Here is a 13,913-nt window from a genome sequence, read left to right on the forward strand (position 1 = left end):
ATTAATTTTTTAATAATTTTTTAATTACGTCTCATTTCAAATCAAGGTTAACAATTTTTGTAATACCTTTAGTTTGCATTGTAACACCAAACAATATATCGCAGTTTTCCATTGTACCTTCACGGTGAGTAACAATGATAAATTGAGTTACATCCACAAATTCACGCACATATTTAGCAAATCTTGTAACATTAGCAACATCAAGTGGAGCTTCAACTTCATCAAGAATAACTAATGGTAAAGGTCTTACTTTTAAAATTGAAAATAAGACTGATAAAGCAACAAGTGATTTTTCGCCACCAGACAATAAATTTATATTTTGAATTATCTTTCCTGGTGGCTGAACATCAATATCTATACCTGTTTCTAAAATATTATCAGGATCAGTGTAAATTAAAGTTGCAGTTCCCCCATTAAATAGTTTTTTAAATGCTTCTGGTAATGCAGCATTAACATCATCAACAATTTTTTTAAATTGTGTTTTCATTTCTATATCAATATCAGCGATAATACTTTCAAGTTTTTCAATAGCTTCTTGTATATCTTTTAGTTGAACATCATAATAGTCAAAACGTTCTTGTTCACCTTTATATTCTTCAATTGAATCTATTGAAACATCTCCAATTTCTTTTAATTCCATTGATAATTCTAAAATTCTAGCTCGAGTTTGCTCAACATTTTCAATTACATCAAAACTCATTTGTCTTACAGCATCCAAATTTAAATTATACTTTTCTGATAACTTCTGTAATATCATAATGTTAGTATTTTCCATCATATTTAAATCTGATTTTACTGATGCTAAGGTATCTTTTCATTCATTTAAAGTATTACGTTTTTCTTTGTTATCTTTGTTAATTTCATGTTGACGATCAGAATTTTGAGTGCGCGAATTTGAAAGGATATTTAATTTAACTGAAATTTCATTTCTTTGCGACTCAAGTTTTGCAATTTCTCTCGATATTCTAATTGATTCAGATTCATTTGAAAAGGATACATTTTTATCACCATATAATTCTTTACCTGTAAGAATTTTGTAATTTTCTGATAGAACTTCTAAATTAGACTCTAAACTAGTTATTGAAAACTTTGAAACCTTAATGTTAGACATTATTTCTTGAATCTTCACAGAAGATTTTTCTCTTGATTCTCTTAACGCATTAAACTCTTTTTGATAATCTTCATATAAATTATTTAAAGTTTGAATGTTTTTAGCTATTGTTTCAGGGTTAATTGATTCATCTACTCTTCTAGCAGCAAATATATTTGTAGCCTTGCTTACTGAACCACCGCTCATAGCACCTCTAGGCATAACTCGCTGACCATCTAATGAAACAATCCCGTATCTATAATTTATGCTTCTTCCAAGTCTAACAGCATCATCAAAAGTTTTAGTAACAATAGCTGTACCATAAATATAATCTAAAACAACTTGACAGTTTTCTTTAATTTCAATAAGTTCATTAGCAAAACCAATAAAACCAGGGGCTTTTTTAATAACTTGTTTTTGTGCTTCAGCTATTGAAGATGGATTTAAAGTGCTAACTGGCAATGCATTAACTCTTCCAAAATTGTTTCTTTTTAAAAACTCAATTGCTTTTTTAGCATCTTCATCAGTTTTAAAAACAACAGATTGTAAATGATTACCTGTAATTAAACTAAAAGCTACATGATATTCTTCTTTTACACTAATTAAAGATTCAACAGTTCCAACAACACCAGAAAGTCTGTTTTTGTTTTCAATAATGTTTTTAGCACCAGAACTTGCAGAAATACTTGAAGTTCTTGCTCTTTGATTGATGTCATCAAGTTTAAATTGCAATCTGTTTTTTTCAGACTCAATTTCTTGTCTTTTTAAATGTATTCTTTCAAAAGAATCACTGATTTGATCATATTCTCTTTTAGCTTCTTTTTCTTGCGCTTCAAAAGAAGCAACCAAATCCTTTTCACTATGTAATGAAATAGTTTTTTCATCATATTCTTTTTTAAGATTAATTGCTTTAATTTCATCAATATTTGCTTCAGAATGTTTTTCTGACTCTTTTGAATCAACTTTTTGTTTTTGTGTTTTAAGACTAGCTACTCTTTCAACAATCTTTTGGAATGAACTATTAAGTTCATTTATTTCAATATCAGTTGATGAAGATTTTGACAGCATAACGTCTAATTCATCTTGAGATAAATTAATTTCATTAGCCAATTTTTCCGTTTTAATTTCTAAACTTCTTTTTGCAGTTCTTAATTTTTCAAGTTCAACTTCATAAGTTAAAGCGTCTTTGGCTAAAACAGCAAGCTCAATGTTTTGCAATTCTTCAGCTAAGTGTTTATATTTTTCAGCTTTTTCAGCTTTCTTTTTTAAAGTTGGAAGTCTACGCCCTATTTCATCAGATATATCTTTTATTCTCAAAAGATTGTCACTAGCTTTTTCAAGTTTTCTTTGAGTTTCTAATTTCCTTTTCTTATATTTAGCAACTCCAGCTGCTTCATCAAAAATTTCTCTTCTTACATCAGGTTTTGCTTCTGCAAATCTAGAAATTGTTCCTTGAGAAATAATTGCTATTGATGATTTTGTCAAACCAGTTTCTAATGCAATATCTTGTATATCTCTTAGTTTACATTTAACACCATTAATATAAAATTCACTTTCTCTATTTTTTTTAGAGAATTTTCTTGTTATTTCAACTATGTCTGTTGAAAGAGTTGAAAAAATATCTCTTTGGTTATCAAAAACCAAAGTTACTTCTGCATATTCAGCAGCTGGTCGACCAACACTACCAGAAAATACAATATCGTCCATATTTGAACCACGCAAAGACTTATTAGATTGCTCACCAAGAGCTCATCTAATTGAATCAGTAATGTTTGACTTACCTGACCCATTAGGTCCAACAACACCTATCATTTCTTTTGTGAAATTTAAAATAGTTGTATCTGCAAACGATTTAAAACCAGTAGCTCTTATTTGTTTTAAAAATAACATTAATACTCCTTTTTAATTCTTTTTTAATTATAATTTATTTTTACTTGTTTTAATCAATTTTAACAAACAGTCTTTTGCAGCATTCTGTGAGGCTTCTTGTTTAGAAAAGCCTTTACCTATACCATATCTAATCCCGTCAAGATTAACACTAACTGTGTATTCAATTTTATTATCTTGCTCAATTGCTTTACTAGATTCTATTTTATATTCTAAATCGCTTCTTATTTCTGCTTGAATTATTTCTTGTAGCTCAGATTTATAATCATGAGTCATAGAGTCAATATTATTATTTTTTAAAAACTCAATCATTGTGTCATAAAGTCATTTTTCTAATACTTCTTCTGACTGGTCTAAAAAGATTGCAGCTGTTACTGATTCAAATACGTCAGCTAAAATAGAGGATTTTTCATAACCTTTAGATTTTAATTCACCTTGCCCTAATCGAATCATTCTACCTAATCCAATTTTTTTTGAAATTTCAGCGAGTGTTTCTTGCCTAACTAAGTCAGATCTAGTTTTAGTCAATTTTCCTTCTTTAAACTGTTTTAAATTTAAATATAAATATTTTGAAACATACAATTGTAGTACTGCGTCTCCAAGAAATTCTAATCTTTGATATGTGTAATTCAAATGTTTTTCATTAGAATAAGAATTGTGCGTTAAAGCTGTTATAAATAACTCTTCATTATTAATTATAATTCCAAAATTTTTAAAAAAATTTTTCATTAAAAATTACCAGCTTTTCTTTTTATTTTATTTAAAACATCATTTTCAACAGCATCACAAGTCATTCTTAAAGTTGCTTTTCAAGATTTCACATCACTTGAACCATGACTTTTGAAAGCTATACCATCAACACCTATCAATAATGCTCCTGAATGATTTTTATAATCAAATTTTTCGCTAACAGCTTTAAAAGATTTTTTTAAAGTTAAAGCCTTGATTTTTTTAATAAAAGACGAGGTTAACTCTTTTTTTATTTCGTTCATCAATATTTTAGAAGAGCCTTCTAATGATTTTAGGGCCATATTTCCTGTATAACCATCTGTTATAATAATATCAACTTGACCTGAAAGGATTTCTCTTGCTTCCATGTTTCCTAAAAAGTTGATAAAAGGATCAGATGATAAAGCTTTAAATGCTTCTTTTTGAAGCAAAGTACCTTTTGTTTCTTCGACACCAATATTAAGTAATGTTGTTTGAGGGTTTGAAACTTTTAACACTTCTTGAGAATAAACAGTTGCCATTTTAGCAAAACCTAATAAATCTTCTTCATCACATTCCATATTAGCGCCAACATCTAATAATAAAGTAACTTTATTTTTTATTGCAGTTGGAATAGTGGGCATAAATCCAGCTCTTTTTATACCTTCAATTTCACCTAAAATGAAATGAGAACCAGCTATAAAGGCTGCAGAGTTTCCAGCTGTAATCATTGCATCAATTTCCTTTGCTTTAAGTAATTCCAAAACTTTAACCATCGACGAATTTCTTTTTCTTCTAATATCCATTATTGAACCATGCATATCAATAAATTCTGTGGTAGGATATATAGAAAATCTATTTGAATCTATTTTATACTTTGTTAGCGCTGTTTTTATTTCTTCTTCATTTCCAACAAAAACTAAAAAAAGTTCTTTTCTAGTTTTTATAAATTCACTTGCTGCTTGAATAGCAACTTCAACACCATTGTCACTTCCCATGACATCATAACCTATTTTATACATATTTTTTCCCTTTACTTTATTTTATAAATATAAAACACCTATCTTAAAATAGGTGTTTTAATTATTCTATAGCAATTATAAAACTATAAACTTTTTGACCACCCTCGATGATTTCGTATTCAACATCACAATTTTCATCTAAAAATTTTCTTAATTGACTAACATTTTTTGAAGAAGCATCCTGACCTACAAAAATAGTTATCATTTCTGTTTTAGAAGTTATATATCTTGATAAGTGTTTTTCAAAAACTGATGAGATTTCAGAAGTTGTCCCAACAATTTTACCATCTACAATTGCCATTTGTTGGTCTTTTTTGACAGTTATTCCGTTAACAACTGAATCTTTTGCAGCTTGAGAAATTTGAAATGATATAACGTTTTTAATTGCAGCAGTTAAGGCTTTTGTTATTTTTACAACTGTATTAGAAGGATCAAATGATATTGACGAAACCATACCTTGCTGAATTGTTTTTGTTGGAACAACAACAACTTTAGACTTTAACTCTTCTTTTTCTGCTTGTTTAGCAGTCAGTAGAACATTTCCATTATTAGGCATTAAGAAAACGGTTTTAGCATCTACTTCTTCAATGGCTTTTAAAAAGTCGTTTGTTGAAGGATTCATTTTTGAACCACCATTAATAGCAATGTCAATTCCCAATTCTTTTTCAAAATACTTTTTTATTTCTTCTGATGGTACAACAGCGATTGTTGCAACTTCATTTACTAATTTTCTTTCTGAAACTACAGTTGTTTTTTCTTCTCATTGTTTATCATCAGAAGATTTAACTTGTTTATCAGCTTGCAAATTCATGTTTTCAACTTTAATAGTTTTAAAATCACCATACTGTTGTAAAAACATTAATATTTGACCTGGACTTAAAGCATGTGTATGAACTTTTAAAATGTCTTCATCAATAACTACAACTATTGATGTGTTTCCATAAATTTGAAGCTGATCTCTAATTGCACTAACTTCTAATTTAGAAATCCAATTTTCATTAAGCATTACAATACCCTCAGTACAATAACCAAATTCAGTCTCAATATCCATTTCGATATTTCCACCTTCATTTAACTCAAGTTTATCAGTTTTTGAAATAATTTCATTTTTTTGAAATACTGAATTCATTCCTTCAAAAAATTTCATTAAACCATAAGCTCCAGAATCAACAACTCCGACATCTTTTAATGCTTGCAATAAATTTGGGGTATTTTCCAAAGCTTCATTACCTATTGTTATAATTTTTTTTCATAAAGCTTTTAAATCAACAGAGTCATCTACTGATTGAATTTGATCTGCGATTTCTCTTATAACAGTTAGTATTGTTCCTTCAACTGGTTTCATAACTGCTTTATAAGCAATATTTTTAGCTTCAGCAAAACCTTTTTTTCATTCATGTGTGGAAAGTTCTGTTGAACTTTGCATCCCTTTTGCTAAACCCTTAATTATTTGAGAAAATATTACACCAGAGTTACCTCTGGCCCCCATAATTAAACCTCTTGAAAATGAATTTAAAAAATCTCCAACACTTTTAAAATCAATGTCTTTAACATCTTTATAAGCATTTGTTGTTGTTAAGTTCATATTAGTCCCAGTGTCACCATCAGGTACAGGGAATACATTTAATTTATCGATGTAAGGGTAGTTGTTATATAAATTATTAACCGCACTTGTAATTGAGTCTATTAATATTGTTAAATTCTTCATTTTTTCTCTCTCTGTCTCTTTATGTTTTATGCTAAATCGTCAACAACGATATCAGCCATATATTTAACTGTGAATTTAGACATTTTTTCTAATTCGTATTTTACTCTAATTTGAATTTCTTTTAAAACATCCCTAATATTAACGCCAGACAAAATAATCACATGTATTCTAAATCGATTTATATTATCTGTATTTGTAAATTCAATAGCTTTTTCAATTTCACTAGTTGGTAGTTCATCTCTGCTATCTGCATTAAAGTTAGAAAATGATACTACTCCAGGAACAGTAACTATAGCATCTTTTATTACTTTCATAACAGATTCATCTATGCTATTCATGAACATCACCTAACTTTCGCTTTATATATTTTACCAAAAATGAATTAAGAAATTTAATAAAATGTTAATAATTGTTGTTTTTTGGTTTATTTTTTAGTATCATTTTTTAGTATATCTATTTACAAAAAGAGCAGGGGTGAATACAATGGCAAGAAAAGATATGTTAACAGGAAAAGGTCCTTTATCTGGAAATTCTAGATCACACGCCTTAAATGCAACTAAAAGAAAATGAAATTTAAATTTACAAAAAGTTAAAGTTATGGATGAAAATGGTCAATTATTTACAATTAAAGTTTCAGCCAGAACATTAAGAACATTAAAAAAACAAAACTTAATCGTTGAATAAAAAAACATCTTCTCGATGTTTTTTTATTAAGTTTTTTTTCAAACTTGTTTTAAAGCTATTTTCAGCTCTTTTTTTGATGCTTGTTTTATTTGTTCAATTGAGTATAATCTATTAGTTTTTAAGTAATCATTTATGAATATATTATCTAATAAAGCTTTTTCAGCTTTTTCATAAATCTTATGTGTATTAGTTTCATAAGTAGAACTATTTTTAACTTTTTTATAAACATACAAAGAATAGTCGTCATATAATTCTCTTAGTTCTTTTGTCATTTTTTCGTTTGTTGATAGATCAATTTTTTTCAATTCTCAAGAAGCCTTTAAATGATCGTTATTTTCTTTTAAACCTAATGAAGTTTTTTTTATCAAAATAAATGATATTCACAAACCAATTAAATTTAAAGAATTTGCAAATAAAATCAAAGTTATAAAGTTAAAGTTCTTTTTTTTATAATCAATTGAATAAAAAACAACAAACGAGATTAATGATAAAATAATAAAAATTATTAGTGAGTATATATATGGACTTTTTACAACTATTAGCAAAATTATTAACAAAAAACATCAGCAAATAAGCGCAATATAATTAAATAAATGTAACAATAAAAAATTTTTATTCATATTTTGCTCCTTTAATATAATTTTATCAAAAAAGTATTATAATTTGTTTATGCCCTCTTGGCGGAATAGGCAGACGCATCAGATTCAAAATCTGACGAGGAAACTCGTATCGGTTCGACCCCGATAGAGGGCACCAATTAAAACATCAACCGATTTATATCGGTTTTTATTTTTTTAAATATGCTAAAATTATAAATAATAAGAGGTTTAATATATGCCATGGAAAATAAATAAAACTGTTTCAGAAGTTATTGTTATATATGATGAATTAGGAAGTTTTATAACTCAGGAAGATGCAGTTAATGAAGCTAAAAAACTTGCAAGAGAATTTAAATTAATTGTCAGAATATTTGCTAATGAAGACGAACAAACACAAGAACTAATGACAATTGACTACACTAGTTTTTTTAATTCTAAAGAAATGGTTGAAAGAACAACAAGCGAATTAAAGCTTGCCAAAGCTGAAAAAAATGTTGCCATTTTAGAATTAGAACAAAGAATACAAGAACATAAAAAAAATAAAAATTCTAATGAAAGAGTAGCTTTAAAAGAAAAAATTAAAAGCTCAAAAATTAGGTTAAAAAAAGCAGAATTAAAATTAAGGGCTGCTAAAAAAAGATATAGACTCATAAGTTCAAAAAAATAAAAAATCACAAATTTGTGATTTTTTATTTACTCGCTATAACTATTATTTCTTTACTAGTTGATATAATTGGGTTTTGGTTAATTATTAACGCATTTGATATACATTTATTATCAAAATTATTAAATTCAAAATCCTTTACATTATATTTCATATTTTTAATTGAAATTTTGGTGTGACTAATTGCAAAAAAACTAATGTAAGTATAAATTTCAAAATTACTAAAATTCAACTCATTAATGCCTTTAGGCAATTTTTGGATTAAAGTTTCATCATTAACGAATTTTATGTCATAGTTCTTAACTAAGTTTATAGCTGACAATGACATGTCATATCTTTTGGTTTGTTTACTAATAAACACAATTGGTGCATTAGGGTACATTTCCTTTGCTTTTAAAATTGCAAGTTCTCCATCTAAATAGTCCTTTTCGCAATTTTGAACATCAATTTTAATTGCATAATCTTTAATTATTGCTAATTCTGCTGGCAAAACTCTATCAAAATCTGAAATAGCTAAATCTATTTTTATTTTTTTAGATATTAAATCTAAACATCCTCTTTCAACACCAATAATAAAATTATTATGATTATTAAACATGTTTAAATTAATATTCGATTCTGAACAAACTATGAGCACTCTTTTAATCATTTAATTTTTCCAAACTAATTTCAAAGTTACTTGATTCAAATAAATAACTGCCTGCAACCACAATGTCAGCTCCTGCTTTAGAAACAATTTTACAAGTAGTTTCGTTAATTCCTCCATCAACTTCAATTGTGTAGTCAAGATTTTTTTCTTTTCTTATTTTTTTTAAATATTCTATTTTATTTATACATGATTCTAAAAATGCCTGTCCACCAAAACCAGGATGAACGCTCATCACTAAAATATTTTCAATTTTTTTTAAATAAGGATTAACTTCTTCAACCGGCGTATTAGGAGATATAGCTAAACTTGGTTTAATTTTGTTTTTTTTGCAAAGTTCTATAAAAATTTCTATTTGTTCTGTTTCCATTGATTCAATGTGCATAGTCATTATTAAAGGTTTGCACTTAATGAATTCATTAAAAAAATCAGAAAAATTTAAAGTTTTAACTTTAATCATAAAATGTATGTCTATATTTAAATCGAATTGATTTGCTATATCTTTTAAAATTTTAGATCCAAAAGTTAAATTTGGAACAAAATCAAAGTCCATTACATCATAATGAATTATTTTAATACCTGCATCAACACATTTTTGTAACTCTTTTCTTAAGTCCAAGAAATCAGCAGACAAAATGCTAGGTGCTATTTTTAATGTTTTGTTCATTAATATTTTACCTTTCTTGATAAAAGTTCTTCATAAACCTTTTTATAATCATCATACATGAATAATGGCATATTTCCTTTATTTAATGCACTTTTAACTCCACATTTTTTTTCATGTATATGTGTACAATCTAAAAACTTACAATCACTTTTGTATAGTAAAAATGGTGAAAAAGTTTTTAATATGTCTTCAATTTTTATATCTTGTAATTCAAAAGATGAAAAACCTGGCGTATCAGCAATTAATAAATTATCATCTAAGTTATATATCTTTACAGATGTAGTTGTATGTTTACCTCTATTTAATTTAATAGATATTTCATTAGTTCTAATAACTTCATTAGGTAAAAAATGATTCAAAGTTGTTGATTTTCCAGCGCCAGTTTGACCTGTAAAAAATGAAACTTTATTTACTAGCAAAGATTTTAACTGCCCTAATTCTAATTTGTAATTTTGTTCATTTTTATTATCAAGAATAATAACATGAAAATCCAAATCTATATAATTCTTTATTTTATTCATTACTTCTTTGTACTCTTTTTTTACTTTTAATAAATCAAATTTAGTGAATAGCAATATTGGTTTAATTTTTTTTGCTTGACTTAGCATAATGTATTTATTTAAAATAAAAGATGAAAAAAGTGGTTCGTATAAAGAAGTAACTATTATTGCTTGATCTACATTAGCTATTTTTGGTCTATATAATAGATTAATTCTTTCTTTAATATCAATAATATGTACTTCATTGTTTTTTAAAAATTCTAAAATAACATTATCCCCAACAATTGGCGATAATTTTTTTTTAATATTGCCTTTGATTGATGCTGTATAAATTTGATTGAACTCAGTTAAAACAGAACTTGAATTGCTATTTATTTGTATTATTTTTGCTTTCATAAACTCCTTATAGTAGGTTTATAACCAATAAAAAGGTAAACATAAAAATAATAATAACTACAGCAGGCAACACAATTTTTTTAAAGAACTTTTTATTAAAAGATATGAATACTTCATTTTCTGGATTTTTATAAATTTTGTCTTCACTTTTTAATGTGTTTTGCTTATAATTTTTTTCGACTTTTTCTTTCTTTTCTAACTTCATTAAATCGTTGTAAACTTCTGTTGCAGTGCCATATCTATCCTCAGGGTTTTTTTCTAAACATTTCATAATAATGTTTTCTAAACTATTACTAATTTTTGGATTTATATGTGATGGTAAAATGAATTTTTTAACTAATGTTTGATTTAAGAAAAAATCTTGAATACTTTTACCTTTTTCTTTTGATAGAGAAAAAGATTGGTCATGTGCTTTAATAATTGATGTTCCTGTAGCTGTTTCATACATCATAACTCCCAACGAATAAATATCTGCTTGATAAGATGATAAATCTTCTAATTTAGTTGCGTCTAAAATTTGTTCAGGGGAAGAATATCTAGGAGTCCCAGGTGAGCTTGGTTTTTTTGTTTTTTGTAAATTTCCATCTTCACTAACAAAACCTTTAATATGTGAGATACCAAAATCAGTAATTTTTATTTTATTATTACTTGTTAGCAATATATTATCTGGTTTTAAATCTCTATGAATCATTTTCATATCATGCATCCCTTGTATTGCAAGAGCAATTTCACTGAAGTAATATATTATTTCTTCATATGTTAAAATAGAACTAGTTTCTTTAATTAAATCTTTAAAAGATTTACCATCAACATATTCCATAACTATAAATAATAACTTATTTCATTCAAAAGAATCTTTAATGTTAACAACTCTACTGTTAAAAATCTGATTAGAATACTTTTTAATTTCATCTTTGATTTCAGATTCTATTATTTTATTTTTTTCAGTTTTTGATTTTGGTAACACCATTATTTTAATCGCAACAAACTCATTTTTAGAAGTTTTATTGTCAAGCAAATCTTTAGCTTTGTAAACAACACCAAAAGTACCCTTCCCAATTTGATCCATTAAAATGTACCTATTAGAAACTTTAAGATTAACAAACTCGTTTTCTTCCAATTCATCAACTCTTGTTATTTTTTCTATTTCAATCGGACTTCTCATAATTTTAATCTCCTGATGCCTCAACTATTAGTAAAGAAAGATTATCAGTAGACAAATTTTTTAAAGCATATGAAACTATTTCTTTTGCTTTTGTTTTTAGTCTGCTTTTTTCTAAAACCATTTCTTTAAGGGTAACTTCATCAATATAATCATGAACACCATCAGTTGTTAAAACATATGTTCCAATAGGTTCTTTAATTAAATATGTATCTATTTTTAAATTTTTATTTGGCCCAAGAGCACTTGTTAAAACTTTTCAATAGGTTAGTTCATTAAACTTAGCGCCTAAAAACTTTTTAATTTCTTTTTTCTTTTCCTCTTTATTTTTTGTGTCATTTCATAAATTTTGATCTTTAGTTACTTGTGATATTTTATTTTTGCTTATTTTGTAGGTTCTAGAGTCCCCTACATTAACAACGAATGCTTTTTTATTTACAAATAAAATTGCAGTTAATGTTGTGCCCATATCTTTAGTTTCAATGTTGATGTTGCTATATTCTTTCATTTCTTTAAGTATTTGTTTTATTGAATTTCTTAATCAAACATTTATTTCACTATCTGTAAAATTAGATAAATCTACTTCATGAAAGTTTTTTAATAATAACTCAACTGCCATTTTTGATGCAATTTCACCATGTGCATGACCACCCATACCATCACACACTACAGAAATCGAAGATCCATTCTTTTTATCTAAAAAACCAATAAAATCTTGGTTTGATTTTCTATAATTACCAATATTAGTGATTCCTTCGATTTTAAACTTCATCGTTTTCCCCTTTAATCTATATTTTATTTTAACACTTTTATTTTTTAATAAACTTAACATAAAAATTTTTAAGCAAAACTGCAAAACATAAAATTAAAGCTGAAGAAATCGAAATTGCAAATAGTATAAATGATTTAGTGTTATTTTTACTCGTTTTTTCTTTTATCGTTTCATATCCTAAATTTTCTTTATCAAACTCATAATTAGAATCCTTTAATTCTTCTTTAGGTATTAGAATTTCTTTATCAATATAAGGGTTATTTAAAGATGTGACTTTTATAACTAATGAATCTTTTATATTTTTGCAATCTGAATATATTTGATAAGAATCTGTATTTATTTTTCTAATTTTTAAATACTCTTTAAATCAAATTTCTTGGTTAAACAATTCATCAAAAACTTTTTGTTCATTTAAATTGTTTTTTGGAGTTTTAGTTTGTAACTGAAGATTGATACCTATTTGATCAACGTATATTTCTTGGTTGAAAGCTATTTTTATTATTGGTTCTGTCAGTGATTTAAAAAAAGTATCTTTTTTAATGTTATCTGAGTACAAAATTTTTTTCCTTATTACATGCCTAAAATCTGAACTAATTTCGTTTAGTATATTTAGCTCTTGTGTTTGAAAATTTTCAATCTTATAAAAATAATTAAAAATTACAGGGTCAACTTTTTGTATTTTTAATAGGGCTATTATTTTTTTATTCACTTCTTCATTAATTTTTTCTAAAGTGTTTAATATTAATTTGGGTTGATAAGTTAATTCGACTATTTGATTATCTAAAAATAATAACTCTTCTTTTGGTTTAAATGAAACTTTTATATTTCTTATTTTCAGTGTTCTACTTTTAAAAATATTTTGGTTTCTGGTTCAAATTCTTAAAAAATCTTTGTGCACTAATTTCAAAGTAACTTTTCCGTCATCTTCAACAGTTAAATAAATTTCTGGGGTTATTTTCAAACTTTTAAAATTAACATTAAAATATTCTCTTGATTTTAAATAAAATTGTGAAATAGTTTGATCAGTTCATTCAGTTTTAACTACATCTAAATAAGAGTTTTTATTATTATCATTAAATGTTACATTTTCTTCAAAAGTAATTTCAAGTTGGAATGAAAAATAAGTTTTTTTGTACTTTTCTAACTCATTGATTTTAAATTTAAAATCATGAATGTAACCCAATTCTAAGTCTTCATTTTTTTCCAATTTTTCTTGTCTAAATATAAATTCATTATTAAATTGAACTGTAGGATAGTGCTTTTCATTATTTACAATTAATCTTGATTGCTCTTTTGAATGAAAAGTTTTTGTTGGAGTTGAAACATTAAATATTAAAAAAATAATTACTAGTAAAAGTTTCATATTAATACACCTCTTTTTCTTATTAATAAAAAAACTTGCAAAATA

14 protein-coding genes and 1 tRNA gene are annotated in these 13,913 nt (G+C 26.0%); 3 read left to right on the forward strand and 12 right to left on the reverse strand.

The genetic code is table 4. The annotated features are described in order from the left end of the window. Position 1: 1 nt before the first annotated feature. The 5 genes from MCORR_RS00360 to MCORR_RS00380 form a co-directional block, all read right to left on the reverse strand. The gene (locus MCORR_RS00360) at positions 2-2,980 is read right to left on the reverse strand and encodes an AAA family ATPase (protein WP_104207672.1); all 2,979 of its coding nucleotides are present in this window, start codon (positions 2,978-2,980) and stop codon (positions 2-4) included. A gap of 27 nt (positions 2,981-3,007) precedes the next feature. Continuing rightward, positions 3,008-3,706, reverse strand: a complete 699-nt coding sequence (gene rnc / locus MCORR_RS00365; RefSeq protein ID WP_104207673.1) for a ribonuclease III — start codon at positions 3,704-3,706, stop codon at positions 3,008-3,010. Further along, a complete protein-coding gene (gene plsX, locus MCORR_RS00370) occupies positions 3,706-4,707 on the reverse strand; it encodes a phosphate acyltransferase PlsX (protein WP_104207674.1) in 1,002 nt (333 codons plus the stop codon). Before plsX ends, rnc begins: the two co-directional genes overlap by 1 nt. 61 nt (positions 4,708-4,768) lie before the next feature. Then, entirely contained in the window at positions 4,769-6,415 is a 1,647-nt protein-coding gene (locus MCORR_RS00375) for a DAK2 domain-containing protein (RefSeq protein ID WP_104207675.1), read from the reverse strand. Between the two features lie 26 nt (positions 6,416-6,441). Next, positions 6,442-6,753 carry an Asp23/Gls24 family envelope stress response protein gene (locus tag MCORR_RS00380; protein ID WP_104206098.1) on the reverse strand — a complete coding sequence of 104 codons (312 nt, stop codon included), beginning with the start codon at positions 6,751-6,753 and terminating at the stop codon, positions 6,442-6,444. A 145-nt stretch (positions 6,754-6,898) separates the two neighbouring features. On the opposite strand from MCORR_RS00380, the gene rpmB reads away from it, so the two are divergent. Beyond that, positions 6,899-7,099 (forward strand): 50S ribosomal protein L28, encoded by a 201-nt coding sequence (gene rpmB / locus MCORR_RS00385; RefSeq protein ID WP_104206097.1) that lies wholly within the window; start codon positions 6,899-6,901, stop codon positions 7,097-7,099. Between the two features lie 26 nt (positions 7,100-7,125). On the opposite strand, the gene MCORR_RS00390 is transcribed toward rpmB, so the two are convergent. Then, complete coding sequence (locus tag MCORR_RS00390; RefSeq protein ID WP_104207676.1) at positions 7,126-7,719, reverse strand: hypothetical protein; 594 nt, start codon at positions 7,717-7,719, stop codon at positions 7,126-7,128. Between the two features lie 51 nt (positions 7,720-7,770). On the opposite strand from MCORR_RS00390, the gene MCORR_RS00395 reads away from it, so the two are divergent. After that, positions 7,771-7,855: transfer RNA gene (locus tag MCORR_RS00395), tRNA-Leu, on the forward strand. Positions 7,856-7,933: 78 nt separating this feature from the next. Continuing rightward, entirely contained in the window at positions 7,934-8,365 is a 432-nt protein-coding gene (locus MCORR_RS00400) for a hypothetical protein (RefSeq protein WP_104207677.1), read from the forward strand. Between the two features lie 22 nt (positions 8,366-8,387). On the opposite strand, the gene MCORR_RS00405 is transcribed toward MCORR_RS00400, so the two are convergent. The 6 genes from MCORR_RS00405 to MCORR_RS00430 are packed head-to-tail and all read right to left on the reverse strand — an operon-like array spanning position 8,388 to position 13,868. Beyond that, positions 8,388-9,011: a thiamine diphosphokinase gene (locus MCORR_RS00405; RefSeq protein WP_104207678.1), complete on the reverse strand. Its 624-nt coding sequence runs from the start codon at positions 9,009-9,011 to the stop codon at positions 8,388-8,390. After that, the gene (gene rpe, locus MCORR_RS00410; protein ID WP_104207679.1) at positions 9,004-9,675 is read right to left on the reverse strand and encodes a ribulose-phosphate 3-epimerase; all 672 of its coding nucleotides are present in this window, start codon (positions 9,673-9,675) and stop codon (positions 9,004-9,006) included. The genes MCORR_RS00405 and rpe overlap by 8 nt, the downstream gene beginning before the upstream one ends. Then, complete coding sequence (gene rsgA / locus MCORR_RS00415) at positions 9,675-10,571, reverse strand: ribosome small subunit-dependent GTPase A (protein WP_104207680.1); 897 nt, start codon at positions 10,569-10,571, stop codon at positions 9,675-9,677. The genes rpe and rsgA overlap by 1 nt, the downstream gene beginning before the upstream one ends. 7 nt (positions 10,572-10,578) lie before the next feature. Then, positions 10,579-11,736, reverse strand: a complete 1,158-nt coding sequence (locus tag MCORR_RS00420) for a serine/threonine-protein kinase (RefSeq protein ID WP_104207681.1) — start codon at positions 11,734-11,736, stop codon at positions 10,579-10,581. 4 nt (positions 11,737-11,740) lie between these two features. Next, positions 11,741-12,505 carry a PP2C family protein-serine/threonine phosphatase gene (locus MCORR_RS00425; protein ID WP_104206090.1) on the reverse strand — a complete coding sequence of 255 codons (765 nt, stop codon included), beginning with the start codon at positions 12,503-12,505 and terminating at the stop codon, positions 11,741-11,743. A 37-nt stretch (positions 12,506-12,542) separates the two neighbouring features. Further along, positions 12,543-13,868: a hypothetical protein gene (locus tag MCORR_RS00430; protein WP_104207682.1), complete on the reverse strand. Its 1,326-nt coding sequence runs from the start codon at positions 13,866-13,868 to the stop codon at positions 12,543-12,545. Between the last annotated feature and the right edge of the window lie 45 nt (positions 13,869-13,913).

The organism is Mesoplasma corruscae (genome assembly GCF_002930145.1).
Lineage (GTDB): Bacteria > Bacillota_I > Bacilli_A > Mycoplasmatales > Mycoplasmataceae > Entomoplasma > Entomoplasma ellychniae.